The following is a 17,263-nucleotide window of genomic DNA, read 5'->3' on the forward strand; positions in this document are numbered from 1 at the left end:
ATGGAGCAGCAGCAGGGGGCAGAAGATGTACCGGTCATTTATCTCCACGAGATAAAGCGGCAGTACTTGCAGGGCGAGGTGCCGCTGACGATCCTCGACGGCGCCAAGCTGGCGCTGTGGGCCGGTCAGTCGGTCGCGCTGGTGGCGCCGTCGGGCTCGGGCAAGTCGACGCTGCTGCACATCGCTGGGCTGCTGGAAGCCCCCGATTCCGGCGAGGTCTATGTCTCGGGCGCGCCGACCTCGCAACTGCCCGACATCGAGCGCACGCAGCTGCGCCGCACCGATATCGGCTTCGTCTACCAGTCGCACCGGCTGCTGCCGGAGTTCTCGGCGCTCGAGAACGTCATGCTGCCGCAGATGATCCGCGGCCTGAAGAAGTCCGAGACCGTCAAGCGTGCCAAGGAGATCCTGGGTTATCTCGGCCTCGGCGACCGCATCACCCATCGCCCCGCCGAGCTGTCGGGCGGCGAGCAGCAGCGTGTCGCCATCGCCCGTGCGGTCGCCAACGCGCCGCGCGTGCTGTTTGCGGACGAGCCGACCGGCAATCTCGACCCCGGCACCGCCGAGCACGTGTTCCAGGCCCTGATGCAACTGGTCAAGGCGACGCACGTGTCGATGCTGATCGCCACCCACAACATGGAGCTCGCCGGCCGTATGGACCGGCGCGTCTCGCTGTCGAACGGCCAAGTGGTCGAACTCGACTAAAGAGCTCGAAAACAACCCCATGCACAGTAGCCAAGTGCTTGGTGAGACTTCCGAAAAAAATCGAAGACGGCGGTCCGTCGCCGCCTCACAATTCAGGGCCTGATCACCGTCAATTTGAACGGTCCGCCATTGGCGGCAGCATGCGCCACGGCTTCGTTGGCGTGGTCGAGATCGAAGGTCTCTGTCTCGTACTCTTCCAGCCGCAGCAGCCCGGCACGCACCAGTGCGATCAGGCGGCTGGCCGCATCGGGCGGATACATCCAGACGCCGTGGATGCTGATGCAGTTGCGCATGATCCAGGGGTAGGGCAGCTCGAGGCCCGGCCCGCCCGCCATGCCGACGCCACCCATCAGCACGACGCGTCCGTAAGCGCGGACCGTCATGACTGCCGCGCGCACGACAGTCGGGCTCACCGAGGGCGGCATGATGTCGAAGACGCAGTCGATCGGCCCCGGTGCGGCGCGCTTCATCGTCTCACGGTCGTCGTCCTCGTCACCCGAGAGCTTGACCGGCTTCACCCGCGCCCCGAAGCGGCGGACGAGGTCGGCGAGGATCCGTTCGTTGCGGCCCGGCGCGACCACGCAGGCTGCGCCCATCGCCAGCGCGACGGAGACGGCGGCGCTGCCGAAATTGCCGGTGGCGCCGCTCACCAGCACGGTCTCGCCCGGGCGAAGGTTTGCCGCAAGGAAGCCGCCATAGGGCACCAGCAGCGTGCCCAGCGCGCACCATTGTGTCGCCTGCTCGGACGTGATCGGGCCTAGGGGTTTGACGTTCTCGGTCGGCACCCGCATCTGCTCGGCGAAAGAGCCGTGGCGAAAGTGCCGTTGCAGGCGCATGCCGCCAGGTCCCGCGGCGGTCAGGCCCTGCAGGGCGATATCGGGCGCCACGGCATCGTCGCGCGAGCGCACTGTCGGATCGCAGAACACCCAGTCGCCGACGGCAAGCCTGGTCGCGTCCGCACCGATCGCGCGCACGCGGCCGATGCCGCCGGGGCCGGGGACGATGGGCAGGTCGAGCGCATAATTGCGCGTCCCGTCGAAGACCTCGTTCATGTAGGACAGCACGCGCGTCGCAACGACGTCGATGATGACCTCGCCGGTGCCGAGCACCGGTTCGGGGACAGTCTCGATCGCCAGCGGCGAGCCGAAGGATTTGAGTACGGCAGCTTTCATGATGTTCACCTCGATGTCGGGTGAGGTCCGTATGCGCTGCCCTGGCGGAAGTCAGGAAGGCCTGGTATTATCCTAGTATTTCATAGGCCCTCCATCGCCGGGACACCCGCCATGGTCGATCCACGCCGCGTTGAATTCGGGGATTTCCTGAGGTCCCGCCGCGAAAAGCTGTCGCCGAAGGCGGTCGGGCTTCCGGTGGGCCGGCGCCGGCGCACCGCGGGGCTGCGCCGCGAAGAAGTCGCGCAGCTCGCCGGCATCGGCGTCGACTGGTACATCCGCCTCGAGCAGGGCCGCACGGTGAGCCCGTCCGTCACCACGGTGGATGCGTTGGCCCGGGCCCTCCGCCTCAGCAAGGCCGAGCACGCCCACCTCAAGGCGCTGGCGCGCGAGCCCGCAAGGAGCCCCTTCACCCGCGAGATCGTGCCTCCGCCCATTCGTCGCATGATCGAGAGCCTGCATCAGCCGGCCTACATCACCGGCCGGCGCTGGGACGTGCTGGCCTGGAACGATGCGGCCGAGGAGGTGTTCGGGTTCGGGCGATTGCCGGAGCAGGATCGCAACACGCTGCTTCTTATGTTGACGAACAAGCAGACGCGAAAATCCTACGGCGCCGGCTGGACCGACGTAGCCAAGGCGATGGTGGCGATGTTTCGCGCCAATCACGACGTCTGGGCCGGCGATCCCGCCTTCACGGAGCTGCTGACGCGGCTGCGCGAGAGCAGTCCGGAATTCGTCGAATGGTGGGAGGCGCACGACATCCGCAGCACCATCTCGGGCCGCAAGACCATGAACCATCCGACCAAGGGCGTGCTGCACTTCGAGCACACCAGCTTCCAGGCCAACGACGATCCCGCGCTGAAGCTCGTGATCTATACGCCGGTCTAAGCCGCCTTTGAGAGCGCGCTTCCGCCGCATCACGCCACGTCGGCTAAGCAGCATCCGGAGCACCCCCCTTGCGCCGGGAACCTAAGGGCAATCCTACGGTTACCGTTTCATCGGTGTGCAGGTGGAGCGAGGGACGTGTTCGGGGTTGACCGATGACGACAACGACCGGGATGCCCTCGGCCGACCGCAACGCCGTCTTAGCCGCCCTCGGCGACCATATTCGGGAAATCGGTGACCCCGACGATCTCGCCTATGCGGCGGCGGAGCTGCTGGGCCGCAGCCTCAATGTCAGCCGGGCAGGTTACGGCACCGTCGATACCTCCGCAGAGACCATCACGATAGCGCGCGACTGGAATGCGCCTGGGATCTCGAGCCTGGCCGGCGTGCTGCGCTTTCGCGACTATGGCAGCTATATCGAAGACTTGAAGCGGGGCGAGACGGTCGTCTGCGCCGATGCTGAAAAGGACGCTCGCGTCGGCGACCGCGCCCGAGCTCTCGAGGCGATCTCGGCGCGCGCATTCGTCAACATGCCGATTTCCGAGCCCGATGGGGTCGTGGCGCTGCTCTACCTCAACAATGCCACGCCGCGCGAATGGACCCCGGCGGAGCTCGAGCTCATCCGCGAGGTTGCCGAACGCACCCGCACCGCCGTTGAACGTCGCCGCGCCGAGAGCGCGGTGCGCGAGAACGAAGCGCGACTCCTCTTCCTGGACGCTCTCAACAAGGAAACGGCGAAGACGCGCGATGCCGACGGCGTCATGGCAGTGACGACGCGAATGGTCGGTGAGTATCTCGGCGTCTCCAACTGCGCCTATGCCGACATGGATCCCGATCAGGACGGCTTCACCATCCGCGGGGATTGGGCTGCCCCCGGTGCGATGCACATAGTGGGGCACTACAGCCTTGCCGACTTCGGCGAGAAGGCGGTGCGAGAGCTGGGCGCCGGCCGCCCCCTCATCATCAACGACAATCTGAAGGAGATCGCCCCCGAGGAAGCCGCCACCTTCCAGCGCATCGGCATCGGTTCGACGATCTGCATGCCCTTGGTGAAGGAGGGGCGCCTGACCGCCTTGATGGCCATTCATCACCGCGGCTCGCATCTGTGGACGCCGCGCGAACTTGCCTTGCTGACCGAGGTGACGGAGCGATCATGGGCGCACATCGAGCGCGTCCGATCCGAGCAGGCGGCGCGCGAAGCTGCCGAACGGCTGGTCCTCGCCAACAAGGCCGCCGGAATCGGCACCTGGGACTACGATCCGATCAACGATGTCCTTCGATGGGATAGCCGCTGCAAGGAGGTGTTCGGTCTCTCACCGAATGCCGAGGTCAGCTATGAGGGCTCATTCCTGAAAGGCATTCATCCCGACGACAGGCAGCGCGCTCATGAGGCCGTCTCGACCGCGTTACAGCCCAATTCTCCGGGAAGCTACAACATCGAATACCGGACCGTCGGTATCGAGGATGGCGTCGAGCGTTGGATCGCCGCAACGGGCCACACGATCTTTTCCAATGGTCAGGCCACGCGATTCATCGGGACTGTGCTGGATATATCCGCGCAAAAGAAGACCGAGCGTCATCTGAGGATCCTCAACGACACGGGGGCATCAGTTGCCCGCGAACGCGATCTCGAGAGGATCGTGCAGATCGTGACGGATGCCGGCGTCGAGCTGACGGGCGCCCAGTTCGGAGCCTTCTTCTACAACGTCCTGGCCGCGGACGGCGGCAGCTACATGCTGTATTCGCTGTCCGGCGTGCCGCGATCCGCTTTCGAAAACTTCCCGATGCCGCGCGCCACCGCCGTGTTCGAGCCGACCTTCAAGGGCACGGGCGTGGTGAGGTCGGACGACATCCTGCAAGACCCGCGCTATGGCAAGAATGCGCCGCGGAAAGGCATGCCCGAGGGCCATCTTCCGGTCCGGTCCTATCTGGCGGTCCCCGTGATCTCGCGCAGCGGCGAGGTGCTCGGTGGGCTTTTCTTCGGTCATGCGGAGGTCGGTCGATTCCACGAGGAGCACGAATCCGCATTGCTCGGCATTGCCGGCCATGCCGCGACGGCCATTGACAATGCCCAGCTGCTGACCAGGCTCGAAGCGCTCAATGCCGAGCTGGAGCAACGTGTCGCCGACGAGATCGCCGAGCGCATGAAGGCCGAGGAGCAATTGCGGCAATCGCAGAAGATGGAAGCCGTCGGGCAATTGACCGGGGGGATCGCCCACGACTTCAACAACATGCTGGCCGTCATCCTCGGCAGCTTGAATCTCGCCAAACGGCGGCTCGGCAAGGGCGAGCTCAACATTGACCGCTTCTTGGATAGTGCAACGGATGGTGCGAACCGTGCCGCCACGTTGACGCAAAGATTGTTGGCGTTCTCGCGGCAGCAGCCTCTTGCGCCCGAGGTCGTGGACATCAACAAGATGGTCGGTGAGATGAGTGAGCTGCTCGAGCGCTCGCTCGGCGAGCTCGTCCGTCTCGAGACGGTCCTCGCGGCTGGCCTTTGGCGCGTCAAGGCAGACCCTGCCCAGCTCGAAAGCGTTCTCGTCAATCTTGCTGTCAATGCACGCGATGCCATGCCGAAGGGTGGCAGGCTGACGATCGAAACCGCCAACGCCTCGATAGATTGGAAATATGCCCGCGAATACGCGCTGCAGCCCGGGCAGTACGTGCTCATTGCGGTGACGGACAACGGCACGGGCATTGCGGCGGACGTGCTGGGAAAGGTCTTCGATCCGTTCTTTACGACCAAGGTCGTCGGCAAGGGGACTGGGCTCGGCCTCAGCCAGGTCTACGGCTTCGTGCGGCAGTCGGGCGGCCATGTCAAAATCTATTCGGAGGTGGACGTCGGCACGACCGTGAAGATCTATCTTCCACGCTTCGCGGGCGAGGAGCCTGTCTCAACCCCGTCGCACGGCGTGCTGCATCCCGGTGCAAGTCCGCAGAGCGAGACCATCCTCGTCGTCGAGGACGACGAGCGGGTCCGCGGCATCTCGTCCGAAAGCCTGCGCGAGCTTGGCTATACCGTCGTCGAGGCCGCCAGCGCCCGGGAGGCGATCGGCAAAATCGAAGGCGGTTTCGTTCCGGATCTGCTGTTCACCGACGTCGTCATGCCCGACATGACCGGTGCCGAACTCGCGGCCGAGCTGTCGAGACGATACCCGGATCTGAAAGTGCTGTTCACCACCGGCTACACGCGCAACGCGATCGTCCATAATGGCGTGCTCGATGCCGGCAAGCATTTGCTGTCCAAGCCCTTTGCGATCGAAGACCTGGCCGCCAAGGTCCGCTCCCTGCTCGATGAGGGTTGAATGAATGTTGCGTGTTGAATCGCCCGCCCGGGGCGATGTCCGACGTGATTTCAAGGCGACGGAGCGGGCCGAGGGTTTGTGCTGACGGTCAGTTGGGGGGCGGGCGTCCAAGGGCTCTCGGGCCAATGAACTGCCTGCCAGGGAGCCGCTTTCCCAGGCGTCGTCGGCCAGGAGCTTGTCGGGCCCGGCGTCGGCAATGCGCAGGATGCCTTGAGCCGAGCCCATTGTGACGGCAGGCCCGCCAGGTCGAGCTCGAATGTCATGATGTCCGTCTTGTCGTCCGCGATCGGCGTGCTTTCGCGGACATGCAGGGAGCGGGAGGCCAGTATCGCCTTGACCATGTCGGGGTCGATGTTGCTGCGCCAGACCTCGTGCTTGCCGGTCCGCACCGGAGATCCTCCGGCCGTCTTCTCCTTGTCGGCATCCGCCGTGATCAGGATCGTGCTCTTGCCGGTGGCCGTTTCGTCGACCTCGGCCGCAAATGTCAGCGGTGCGCCCTTGCTGCTTTCGCAAGACAGGCGCAGCTCCATCGTTCGGAACGCGGAGCCGTTCGCCTTCTTGGCGGTCGCGATCTTGCGGATGAACGGCCGGGCCTCTTTCTCCAGCGACCAGTTTGTCTCAGCGAGCGGTCGCGTGTCGATGCCGAAACCGTGGAGCTCGGATCGCGTCAGCACGTGCAGGCTTTCGAATTTCACCGTCCGGATCAGCGAATCGAGCTCGCGACCAATTCCCATCGCGGCGATGAACGCGGCGCGATCGCGGTCGGCGGCAAGGAGCCGGCGGCGCCTGTATTCCGCGACTGCCGCCGGATCGGGCCGTCCGTCGAAGGCAAGCACCAGCTTGGAATTATGGACCGCTATTGCGGCGTCGGGGGCGACCTCGCGCGATGCCGCCCCCAGAAACAGGTATGCGCAGGCCGAGTTGCACATGGCGCGGGTCGTGGTGAGCTCGGCCTCGACCTCGCCGCTTGCGTTCTTGAGCTTCAGGCAGGCGGCATCCACCTGCGTGCCCGCGGCGCAGGCGGTCGCGATCGTCCGGCCGACCCTGGCAATCGCCTTGCGGCTGCGCAGCAACCGCGCGATCGCGTAAGACTGCTCGACGTTGCCGCCTGGCGAATGGAGATAGATCGGACGCTGCAGGTCCTTGACCGCGGCGAGGAAGCGGCGAATGCGCAGCGCAGCCTCCCGATCGATTTCGCCCTCGATGGCAATCCAGCGATCGCAGCCCGGGCCACATGCATCGGGTGGCCCCTTGGCGAGATAGATCGTCAGCCTGGAGGCGAAGCCGGCTTTCTCGACCGGCGTTGCTTCGGCACGCAAAGTGCCCGGAAGCAGAAGCAAGGCAAGGAGGAGCAGGATACGGACATGCATGCAGCAAGCGACCACGCACGGCGAGGAAGAGGTTCGACCCTATATGAGAAACGCCGTTATCACAACTTTTGATGGGCCGGCCGGTGCACGCTTATTTCGTTCACCGGCCACCGCCAGCAACGCATCCATGCGCGGCGTGCTATCGTCCGTCAGTCAAGATCACGTCAGACGATCGATGATTTGCAACAGTCGATCGCAGGACGCCTCAATTCGTTTGAGCGGAGACGTTGCCACGCCGAGCAAAAGTCCCGGGCGCACTGGTCCGTTCGACGCATACCAGAGCGACAGCGGCGTAGGCGCAAGTCCCATCCGTGCTGCTTCCCTGGCGATGGCCAGGTCGGGTGCTCCGTCCGCCAATTGCAGCACCGCCGCCAACCCGGCAAGCGCAATGTTCGCAGTGCGCGCGCGAAGGTACTTCAGCAATGCATCGCCTTGTGCAGCGTAAACCCGCTTCGTGCGCCGAAGATGCCGCAGATAATGGCCCTCGCGCATGAAGTCGGCCATCGCGCGCTGCACCGCCGGCCCAGGCGCGGGCGCAAGGCACGCAGCAGCTTCGGCAAATTGCGACGCCAGGGCGGCCGGTGCGACGACAAAGCCCAGCCGCAGGGCAGGCGTCACCGTCTTGCTGAAAGAGCCGATGTGAATGACGCGGCCGGCGCGGTCGAGCGATGCGAGCGCCGGCGTCGCCCGGCCCTTGAGCTGAAGCTCGCTGAGATAGTCATCCTCGATCACCCATGCCTTGCTTTGCGCTGCCCAGTCGAGCAGCCGTGAGCGCCGCACAAGCGACAATGTGGAGCCGAGCGGCGCCTGCTGGCCCGGTGTCACGACCACCAGTGCCGCATCAGGAGCATGTTTCATGCCGTAATCGACATCGATGCCGTCCGCATCAACGGGGATCGGCGCAACCGACAATCGCGCGAGCGCGAGACCCTGCCGGGTAAAGGGAAAGCCAGGGTCCTCCATCCAGGCCTTCTTCTGCTCGAGTCCGAGGACGCGGAGCGCCAAGCCAAGGCCGCCGCTGAAACCGGCAGTGACGATGATCTGGGACGGCGCGCATTCGATCCCGCGCGCCAGCGCGAGGTAGGCCGCGATCTCGCGCCGCAACGCCAGCTCGCCGCGTGGATCCGGGTAGATCGCCGGTGCGCTCACCTCCGCCCGAACTGCCTGCGCGCGCATCCGCGCCAGCAATGTCCCGGGAAGGGTCTCCTGCGCAGGCACGCCCATCTGGAAGATCGCGGGCCCCGCCGTCAGCTCCTGGTACATCTCCATGAACGAGCCGGGCGACGGGGCGCTGTCCCGCCTTACTGGGAACGGGGGCCTGTCGGCGACATGGGTTCCAGTCGCGCGGCTTGCGACGATCAGTTGGGCGGATGAGAGCTTTTCGTACGCCACCCGTACGGTGCCGCGGGCGACGCCGAGTTGGGCGGCGAGATCCTGCCAGGAGGGCAGGCGTGCGCCGGGGGCGAGAACGCCGCTTTCGATCGCGGTCCTGATCCCCTTGTGGATCTGCTCGGCCAGCGGCGTCTTTGCAGATCGATCGAGCTCCAGATGCAGCGGCCTCGTCATGCCTGCGTGGTACACGAGTTTTGTACGTTCTTGGTGCTTTTTTGTGGACCAGTGCAGGGGCACCTAAGGGGGCAAGAGGGAGGGTTCATCCCCCGATCATCAAGGAGCAGGCAGATGAGCGAACGGCTCAACTACAATCACGTCGCACCGGCAGGTATGAAGGCGCTGGGCGGTGTCTACGGCTACGTCATGCAGAGCGGACTTCCCGCGACGCTTGTCACCCTGGTCTATCTTCGCGTGTCGCAGATCAACAATTGCGCCTACTGCCTCGACATGCATACACGCGACCTGCTGAAGAGCGGCGTGAAAATCGAAAAGATCGCGCTGGTCCAGGCCTGGGCCGAGGCGGGCCATCTTTTCGACGAGCGCGAGCGTGCGGCTCTCGCATGGGCCGAGACGATCACCCGCGTCGCCGAGACCAACGTCCCGGATGAGGCCTATCAAGCCGTTCGCAAAGTCTTCAGCGAGCGCGAGCTGGTCGATCTCACGATCGCGATCAGCCTGATGAATGCGTACAATCGCATGTCGATCAGCTTTCGAAATACGCCGCAGGCCGCGCTCGAGGAGGCCGCCTGACCCGAAGGGAATCAGCCGAAACAGAAAGCAGGAACCTGAAAATGACGAGAGTGATCTCCGGCGTCAAAATTCCCGACAGCCAACTGGCTCGCGAGGCCGCCGAGCTGGTGCGCAGTTACGAAGACGAGATGTTGTTCAACCATTCCGTTCGCGTCTACGTCTTCGGCGCGATGACGGGATTGCGCCAGAAGCTGAAGTTTGATTCCGAGCTTCTCTATGTCGCGGCCCTGTTTCACGACCTCGGCCTCGTCGATCACTACCATACCGCGACCAAGCGGTTTGAAGTCGACGGTGCCGATGCAGCGCGCGAGTTTCTGCGGGCACGCGGCATCGCTGATTCCCAGGCCGATCTGGTGTGGGAGGCCATCGCCCTGCACACCACGCCCGGCATTCCGCAATATATGAGACCGGAAATCGCGCTCACCAACGCAGGCGTTCTGGTGGATGTGGTGGGCATCGGGTATGATCATTACACACCGGAGCAGCGCGAGCAGGTGATCTCGGCGTTCCCGCGCGGTGACTTCAAGAACGAGTTCGTGAAGGTACAGACCTGCTCGGCGCTGAAGAAACCGCAGACGACGTTCGGGACGGTCAACTTCGACTACATCGCAGATCACGATCCGAGCTTCCAAAGGCCGAACGCGTGCACGCGGATCCGCAATGCGCCCTGGCAAAGCTGAGCAGACGCAGCGCGCTCATCGCAGGGCTATGGCATTTGAGAGCTGTTCAGCCGTTCCTGCGACCATCCTTCGAGATGTCCGCTTCAGGCGGGCTTTTCAGGTGAAAGACGGTGTGTGAGGCTGCAGCTTCCAAAAGGCACTGTCGCTGATTGGCCTCATCACGCAGACGACTCTGATCGCGTATGGGGTGTCGCTTTGTCCGGCGAAGTACGCGCGGAGGCGAGCTAGCGATTGACGCGCCCACGAATGTGATGAAAGCGAGCGAAAAGATGGCGACAATTTGGATGAGGAACTTATTCGCATTCGCCTCTATCACGCGAATGTGCGCGCGACGATGTTGCGCGCGCATGCAGCTTGTCTCGCCTCGTCAACATTGAAACTGCTGCAAAACCCCTTGTTTGATAGGGTGTCCGCGATGCTCGATTAACATTCGTTAATGAGCAAAGTCCTTTCGATCACACTGTGGCGCCGCGGCTACAGCAATTCCGTCGATCGCTGTTATGACGACCCACGGCCGGGGGGCCCACTACTGAAGAAACTGGAACGGGAATCAAATGAAGAAGAATTTGTTGCTTGCAGCTGTCAGCCTGGTCGCGCTTGGTGCGACTGCGCCGGCACTTGCGGCTGATCTCGCGGCACGGCCCTACACCAAAGCACCGCCCGCGGCGATCGCTGCGGTGTATGACTGGAGCGGCTTCTACATCGGTATCAACGGCGGCGGCGGTTCGGCTGACACGTCGTGGGATCTGGTCGGCTTCGGTCCGGAAGGCTCCCACAATTCGACCGGCGGCACCGTCGGTGGCCAGATCGGTTACCGCTTTCAGTCCGGCCAGTTCGTGTTCGGTCTCGAGGGCCAGGGCAACTGGGCCGACTTCTCGGGTGACAACATCAGCGCAATCACCGGTTTGCGGAACCGGACGCGCGTCGATGCGTTCGGTCTGATCACAGGCCAGGTTGGCTATGCCTGGAACAACGTCCTGCTCTACGCGAAGGGCGGTGCGGCGGTCGTCAGCAACAAGTACGACGTCTACAGCGTCGTGACGGGTGCGAATCTCGACCGGGCCGACGAGACCCGCTGGGGTGCCACGGTTGGCGCGGGCCTGGAGTTTGGTTTTGCTCCGAACTGGACGGTCGGCGTCGAGTACAACCACATCTTCCTCGGCGACCACAACGTCACCTTCGCCAGTGGCGCTGTCGAACGCATCGGGCAGGACATCGACATGGGTCTCGTCCGCCTGAACTACAAGTTCGGCGGCCCGATGATCGGCCGTTACTGAGACTGACCGCTCCACGTGAGTGGCTGACGAAAGCCCCGGCCTCGGCCGGGGCTTTTTTGCTGTTTGTCTTCAGCGAGTTAACCATCTCCTTTCGGCGGCTTCCGGATCGCTTGACTCCATAGAACGAAATGAGAACAATGTTCTTCATACGTTCCAACAAGGGAGCCGGCCATGTTCAGGGTTTTCGTGGAAGAAGCCGCCGCACTGGCGTCCATCACGCTGTTCGTCGGGATGATCGCGATCTGGGCCCAGGTCATTCCGCAGCTGTAGGCCGGCTTTCTCCGACCTCTTGGGGAAAAGCGGGACGACGCGCCCAAGCGGCCGCTCCGGCGTGGACTCTCAAGCTGTGAGACCCCACCATTGAGAGGCGAGTCGGCCGCGAGTGCATGATGCCTTGAGGCGCCGGAGACCGCTCCATCTCATCTGCAAGAGGCCGTCACGCGACCATGCCGAGCGCCGGATTTGTTCACCTTCACGTTCACTCGGCCTATTCGCTGCTCAAGGGCTCGATCAAGATCGCCAAGCTCGCCGAGCTTGCCAAGAAGGACCACCAGCCGGCGCTGGCGCTGACCGACACCGACAATCTGTTCGGCGCGCTGGAGTTCTCCGACAAGATGGCGAGCTCCGGCATCCAGCCGATCGTCGGCTGCGAGCTCGCCATCGATTTCGGCGATCAGGATCCCAACGCGCGCAACGCGATGGGACCCTCGCGCGTGGTGTTGCTCGCCGCGCAGGAGCGCGGTTATCGCAGCCTGATGCGGCTGAACTCGCGCGCGTTTCTGGAATCGCCGGACAGCCATGCTCCGTTCATCAAGCTCGACTGGCTCGAGGGCGAGACCGAGGGCCTGATCGCGCTGACGGGCGGGCCGGACGGGCCGATCTCACTGGCGCTCGCCGGCGGCATGGCCGAGCTCGCCGGGGCGCGGTGCGAGCGTCTGGCTGCTCTGTTCGGCGACCGTCTCTACATCGAATTGCAGCGCCACAACGCCGAGAAGGAGCGGCGCGTCGAAGGCGGCCTGATCGACATCGCCTACGCCAAGGGGCTGCCGCTGGTTGCGACCAACGAGCCATATTTCGCGACCACCGACGATTACGAAGCGCATGATGCGCTGCTCTGCATCGCCGGCGGCCGGCTGATCGCCGAGACCGACCGTGTGCAGCTGACGCCGGATCATCGCTTCAAGACGCGCGCCGAGATGGCGGTGCTGTTCGCCGACATTCCGGAGGCGCTGGCCTCGACGGTGGAGATCGCCGAGCGCTGCTCGTTCCGGCCGATGACGCGCAAGCCGATCCTGCCGTTCTTCACCGTCGGCGCCGCGGCGAGCTCGGACGCAGCCGCGGTCGAGGCGGCCGAGCTGAAGCGGCAGGCGGAGGAGGGGCTCGCCAATCGTCTGCGCGTGCACGGCCTCTCTCAGGGCACGACGGAAGAAGACTATAACAAGCGCCTGGCGTTCGAGCTCGACGTCATCATGCGCATGAAGTACGCGGGCTACTTCCTGATCGTGTCCGACTTCATCAAATGGGCCAAGGCTCACGGCATTCCGGTCGGGCCGGGCCGCGGCTCCGGCGCAGGCTCGCTGGTGGCGTGGGCGCTCACGATCACCGACCTCGACCCGATCAAGTTCGGCCTGCTGTTCGAGCGCTTCCTCAATCCGGAACGCGTCTCGATGCCGGACTTCGACATCGACTTCTGCCAGGACCGCCGCGGCGAGGTGATCAGTTACGTGCAGCAGCGCTACGGCCGCGACCAGGTCGCGCAGATCATCACCTTCGGTACGCTGCAGGCGCGCGGCGTGCTGCGCGACGTCGGCCGCGTGCTGCAGATGCCCTACGGCCAGGTCGACAAGCTGACCAAGCTGGTGCCGCAGAATCCGGCGGCGCCGGTGACGCTGGCGGCCGCGATCGAGAGCGAGCCGAAGCTGCAGGCGTTCCGCGACGAAGATCCCGTGGTGGCGCGCGCCTTCGACATCGCCCAGCGTCTCGAAGGCCTGACCCGCCACGCCTCGACCCACGCGGCCGGCATCGTGATCGGCGATCGCCCCTTGAGCGAGCTCGTGCCGCTCTACCGCGATCCCAAATCCGACATGCCGGTGACCCAGTTCAACATGAAATGGGTCGAGCCGGCGGGCCTCGTGAAGTTTGACTTCCTCGGCCTGAAGACGCTCACCGTGCTCGACGCCGCCTGCAAGCTGCTCAAGCCGCGCGGCATCGATGTCGATCTCGCCACGCTGCCGATCGACGATGCCGAGAGCTATCAGATGCTGGCGCGCGGCGACGTGGTCGGTGTGTTCCAGGTTGAAAGCCAGGGCATGCGGCGGGCGCTGATCGACATGCGCCCCGACCGTTTCGAGGACATCATCGCGCTGGTCGCGCTCTATCGGCCGGGCCCGATGGCGAACATCCCGACCTATTGCGCGCGCAAGCACGGCGACGAGGAGCCGGAATATCTGCACCCCGTGCTGGAGCCGATCCTGAAGGAGACCTTCGGCGTCATCATCTACCAGGAGCAGGTGATGCAGATCGCGCAGGTGATGTCGGGCTATTCGCTCGGCGACGCCGACCTGCTCCGCCGCGCCATGGGCAAGAAGATCCGCGCCGAGATGGACAAGCAGCGCGACATCTTCGTCGCGGGGGCGGTGAAGAACGGCGTGCCGAAGGGGCAGGCCGAGACCATCTTCGAGCTGCTCGCGAAATTCGCCGACTACGGCTTCAACAAGAGCCACGCGGCGGCCTATGCGCTGGTGTCCTACCACACCGCATACATGAAGGCGCATTATCCGGTGGAGTTCATCGCCGCGTCCATGACGCTCGATCTGAACAACACCGACAAGCTCTCCGAATTCCGCTCCGAGGCGCAGCGCCTCGGCATCAAGGTCGAGCCGCCGAACATCAACCGGTCGGGCGCGACCTTCGAGGTCGGCGAGAACACGATCTACTACGCGCTCGCCGCGCTCAAGGGCGTCGGCATCCAGGCGATCGAGCAGATCATCGCGGAGCGCACCCGGGGCGGCCTGTTCACCTCGCTCGCCGATTTCGCCGCGCGCGTCTCGCCGCGCGCGATCAACAAGCGCATCATCGAAAGTCTCGCCGCCGCCGGCGCCTTCGACACGCTGGAGCCGAACCGGGCGCGCGTCTTTGCCGGTGCGGATGCGATCCTCGCCGCCTGCCAGCGCGCGCATGAAGCTGCGACCATCGGCCAGAACGACATGTTCGGCATGTCGGCGGATGCGCCGACCATCATGCTGCCGCAGGTCGAGCCATGGCTGCCGGCCGAGCGGCTGCGCCGCGAATACGACGCGATCGGCTTCTTCCTCTCGGGACATCCGCTCGACGATTACGCGACCGTGCTGAAGCGGCTGCGGGTGCAGAGCTGGGCCGAGTTCTCGCGCGCCGTGAAGACCGGCGCCACCGCCGGCAAGGTTGCCGCGACCGTGGTCTCGCGCATGGAGCGGCGTACCAAGACCGGCAACAAGATGGGCATCATGGGGCTGTCCGATCCCACCGGCCATTTCGAGGCGGTGCTGTTCTCGGAAGGCCTTGCGCAATATCGCGACGTGCTGGAGCCGGGCGCGGCCGTGCTGCTGCAACTCGGGGCCGAGCTTCAGGGCGAGGACGTCCGCGCCCGCGTGCTGCATGCCGAGCCGCTCGATGATGCTGCGGCGAAGACGCAGAAGGGGCTGCGCATCTTCCTGCGCGACACCAAGCCGCTGGACTCGATTGCCAAGCGTCTCGCCGGGCCCGAGATGGCGGCTTCCAACGGCGGCGCGCCGAAGGTCGGCAGTCCGGGCATCGCACCGCGCGGAAACGGCGACGGCGAGGTCTCGCTGGTGCTGATGCTTGACCTCGAGACCGAGGTGGAGATGAAGCTGCCCGGCCGCTTCAAGGTCTCGCCGCAGATCGCCGGCGCGATCAAGGCGGTGGCAGGCGTCGTCGACGTGCAGCAGCTTTAGCTTCTCCGCCACGCGTTCCGGTTTTTGCAAAGTCGTCATACTGCATCGGTTGCAACCCTGCGCTGATTCCGACTAGCATGTCCCCGGGGAATGGAATGGGGCGTGTGATGCTGCGACAGGTTGCGTTGTTGTTGGCCGTTTGTGCCATGCTGACGGGGTGCGTCAGCAATCAGGTTGGGACGGACTTTGCGTCGGTGTCGAAAAAGGTTGGTCCTCCGCGCGCGGGGCACGCGCGTGTGGTGTTCCTGCAGGACAAGAGGAGCGGCCTGAGCATGGCCATTTGCGCCTGCGAGGTGAAGCTCGACGGTGCGCCGCTCGGAAAAGTCGTGGCCGGGAAATATGCCTATGCCGACCGGCCTGCCGGGCGTCACGACGTGCTGCTCACCGAGCTGATGTTTCCGGGCGAGACCAAGCGCGAGATCGTCATGGAGGCGGGCCGGACGCATTTCTACCTGATCAAGAGCAGCCCCCGGCACGATGCGGCCATGGGCGGCGCCGTGCTCGGCGGTTTGGCCGGACTTGCGGTCGTGTCCGTCGCGACGGCGGGCGAGGCCAATCTCGGGCCGGGCGAACTCGTCGCGCTGGATGCGGCAACCGCGCGGACGAAGCTCGCGGAGCTGGAAGCCGTCGAGTAGGGCGCGCGGTACGACGACGTGCCTCTGATCGCGCTGGCGCAGGGGCTCTTTGGCGGGTTGATCTCGAATGCATGCAGGCGGACGCATGTTCGTGCAATCGTCGGGCGCGGAATGACCGGCCTTTCGGCTTGCAGCATAGCGCGCGGTGCAGCAATCATCGGTTGCATCAACTAACATTTGTTATTTCTTCATATCGGCGCACCTATCTTCGCGACGCTTCATTCGTCCACTGACCCGAGGAGACGTCACATGTGCGACAAGTGTTCTGACACTCTGCATCACCAATCTCTGCGCCAAGACTCTCTGCGCCAAGACATCGCGCCGTCGCGGCGATCGGCGATGCTGTTTGGCGCCGCCGCGTTCGGCATGACCTTCGCCGGTGGAGCTTTCGCCAGTGGCGCCTTGGCCAAGGACGCCAAGCAGCCGCCGAAGCCGCAGAACGTGCTGTCGCCCGACGCGTCGCTGAAGCGACTGATGGAAGGCAATGGGCGCTACGTCGCCGGCGTGTCGCGACGTCACGATTTCAAGCACGAGCGCGAGGCGCTGGCCGGCGGACAGAATCCGTTCGCGGCCGTGCTGAGCTGCGCCGACTCGCGCATTGCACCGGAATATGCGTTCGATGCGGGGCGCGGCGACCTCTTCGTCTGTCGCGTCGCCGGAAATTTTGCCGGCACCGAGACCATCGCAAGCATGGAATATGCGGTGGCGGTGCTGAACACACCGCTGATCCTCGTGCTCGGCCATGATGCCTGCGGCGCGGTCGACGCGACGCTGAAGGCGATCAAGGACAATACGTCGCCGCCGGGGCACATTCCCTCGTTGGTCGATGCGATCGCGCCCGCCGCAAAGGCGGCGATGCAGCAGGGCGGGGACGTGCTCAACAAGGCGATCCGGCAGAACGTGGTCGACAACATCGCCAAGCTGAAGACGGCTGCGCCGATCCTCAATGCGGCCGCGGAGCAGGGCAAGCTGAAGGTTGTCGGCGGCATCTACCGGCTAACCACGGGCACGGTCGATCTGATCGCCCAGGGCTGAACGGGCCGAGGAGCCTTGTGCCGCAGTGCGGTCGCGAGGCTTGCAGGCCTCACGTGGAGGTTCGAGGTTTGACGTGAGGTTTGGCGTGGAGGTTTGAGTTGGGCGGCGGC

Annotated in this window: 12 protein-coding genes; 9 read left to right on the plus strand and 3 right to left on the minus strand. The window is 64.7% G+C overall.

Annotated features, from left to right (window positions below; translation table 11 throughout):
- Positions 1–705, plus strand: coding sequence for an ABC transporter ATP-binding protein (locus I6F20_RS04380; RefSeq protein WP_036010093.1), 705 nt, complete (start codon positions 1–3; stop codon positions 703–705).
- A gap of 92 nt (positions 706–797) precedes the next feature.
- Here I6F20_RS04380 and I6F20_RS04385 read toward each other — a convergent pair whose 3' ends face one another.
- A complete protein-coding gene (locus tag I6F20_RS04385; RefSeq protein ID WP_225125184.1) occupies positions 798–1,877 on the minus strand; it encodes a zinc-binding dehydrogenase in 1,080 nt (359 codons plus the stop codon).
- A gap of 111 nt (positions 1,878–1,988) precedes the next feature.
- Between I6F20_RS04385 and I6F20_RS04390 the strand changes: the two genes are divergently transcribed.
- Entirely contained in the window at positions 1,989–2,762 is a 774-nt protein-coding gene (locus I6F20_RS04390) for a helix-turn-helix transcriptional regulator (RefSeq protein WP_225125185.1), read from the plus strand.
- A 152-nt stretch (positions 2,763–2,914) separates the two neighbouring features.
- The gene (locus I6F20_RS04395) at positions 2,915–6,064 is read left to right on the plus strand and encodes a GAF domain-containing protein (protein WP_225125186.1); all 3,150 of its coding nucleotides are present in this window, start codon (positions 2,915–2,917) and stop codon (positions 6,062–6,064) included.
- 50 nt (positions 6,065–6,114) lie between these two features.
- Here the strand turns inward: I6F20_RS04395 and I6F20_RS04400 are convergent, their stop codons facing one another.
- Positions 6,115–7,434 (minus strand): hypothetical protein, encoded by a 1,320-nt coding sequence (locus I6F20_RS04400; RefSeq protein ID WP_225125187.1) that lies wholly within the window; start codon positions 7,432–7,434, stop codon positions 6,115–6,117.
- A gap of 159 nt (positions 7,435–7,593) precedes the next feature.
- A complete protein-coding gene (gene pdxR, locus I6F20_RS04405) occupies positions 7,594–9,000 on the minus strand; it encodes a MocR-like pyridoxine biosynthesis transcription factor PdxR (RefSeq protein ID WP_225125339.1) in 1,407 nt (468 codons plus the stop codon).
- 114 nt (positions 9,001–9,114) lie between these two features.
- Here pdxR and I6F20_RS04410 point away from each other — a divergent pair, with 114 nt between their 5' ends.
- The 6 genes from I6F20_RS04410 (at position 9,115) to I6F20_RS04435 (ending at position 17,153) form a co-directional block, all read left to right on the plus strand.
- Positions 9,115–9,576, plus strand: a complete 462-nt coding sequence (locus I6F20_RS04410; protein ID WP_036025271.1) for a carboxymuconolactone decarboxylase family protein — start codon at positions 9,115–9,117, stop codon at positions 9,574–9,576.
- 41 nt (positions 9,577–9,617) lie between these two features.
- Positions 9,618–10,256, plus strand: a complete 639-nt coding sequence (locus I6F20_RS04415) for an HD domain-containing protein (protein WP_036025269.1) — start codon at positions 9,618–9,620, stop codon at positions 10,254–10,256.
- A 554-nt stretch (positions 10,257–10,810) separates the two neighbouring features.
- Positions 10,811–11,533 carry an outer membrane protein gene (locus I6F20_RS04420; RefSeq protein WP_225124086.1) on the plus strand — a complete coding sequence of 241 codons (723 nt, stop codon included), beginning with the start codon at positions 10,811–10,813 and terminating at the stop codon, positions 11,531–11,533.
- A gap of 446 nt (positions 11,534–11,979) precedes the next feature.
- Positions 11,980–15,483, plus strand: coding sequence for a DNA polymerase III subunit alpha (gene dnaE, locus I6F20_RS04425; RefSeq protein WP_225125189.1), 3,504 nt, complete (start codon positions 11,980–11,982; stop codon positions 15,481–15,483).
- Positions 15,484–15,629: 146 nt separating this feature from the next.
- Positions 15,630–16,118 (plus strand): DUF2846 domain-containing protein, encoded by a 489-nt coding sequence (locus I6F20_RS04430; protein ID WP_225125341.1) that lies wholly within the window; start codon positions 15,630–15,632, stop codon positions 16,116–16,118.
- A gap of 249 nt (positions 16,119–16,367) precedes the next feature.
- Positions 16,368–17,153, plus strand: coding sequence for a carbonic anhydrase (locus I6F20_RS04435; protein WP_036010065.1), 786 nt, complete (start codon positions 16,368–16,370; stop codon positions 17,151–17,153).
- The last annotated feature ends 110 nt before the right edge of the window (positions 17,154–17,263 follow it).

Origin of the sequence: Bradyrhizobium sp. IC3123, from assembly GCF_020193625.1 — a bacterium.
GTDB lineage: Bacteria > Pseudomonadota > Alphaproteobacteria > Rhizobiales > Xanthobacteraceae > Bradyrhizobium > Bradyrhizobium yuanmingense.

Bases quoted from the DNA above. Each gene is read 5' to 3' on its own strand.
- I6F20_RS04385 (WP_225125184.1), bottom strand. From the start codon at position 1,877: ATGAAAGCTGCCGTACTCAAATCCTTCGGCTCGCCGCTGGCGATCGAG.
- I6F20_RS04415 (WP_036025269.1), top strand. From the start codon at position 9,618: ATGACGAGAGTGATCTCCGGCGTCAAAATTCCCGACAGCCAACTGGCT.
- dnaE (WP_225125189.1), top strand. From the start codon at position 11,980: ATGCCGAGCGCCGGATTTGTTCACCTTCACGTTCACTCGGCCTATTCG.
- I6F20_RS04410 (WP_036025271.1), top strand. From the start codon at position 9,115: ATGAGCGAACGGCTCAACTACAATCACGTCGCACCGGCAGGTATGAAG.
- I6F20_RS04435 (WP_036010065.1), top strand. From the start codon at position 16,368: ATGTGCGACAAGTGTTCTGACACTCTGCATCACCAATCTCTGCGCCAA.
- I6F20_RS04395 (WP_225125186.1), top strand. From the start codon at position 2,915: ATGACGACAACGACCGGGATGCCCTCGGCCGACCGCAACGCCGTCTTA.
- I6F20_RS04420 (WP_225124086.1), top strand. From the start codon at position 10,811: ATGAAGAAGAATTTGTTGCTTGCAGCTGTCAGCCTGGTCGCGCTTGGT.
- pdxR (WP_225125339.1), bottom strand. From the start codon at position 9,000: ATGACGAGGCCGCTGCATCTGGAGCTCGATCGATCTGCAAAGACGCCG.
- I6F20_RS04390 (WP_225125185.1), top strand. From the start codon at position 1,989: ATGGTCGATCCACGCCGCGTTGAATTCGGGGATTTCCTGAGGTCCCGC.
- I6F20_RS04430 (WP_225125341.1), top strand. From the start codon at position 15,630: ATGCTGACGGGGTGCGTCAGCAATCAGGTTGGGACGGACTTTGCGTCG.
- I6F20_RS04400 (WP_225125187.1), bottom strand. From the start codon at position 7,434: ATGCATGTCCGTATCCTGCTCCTCCTTGCCTTGCTTCTGCTTCCGGGC.
- I6F20_RS04380 (WP_036010093.1), top strand. From the start codon at position 1: ATGGAGCAGCAGCAGGGGGCAGAAGATGTACCGGTCATTTATCTCCAC.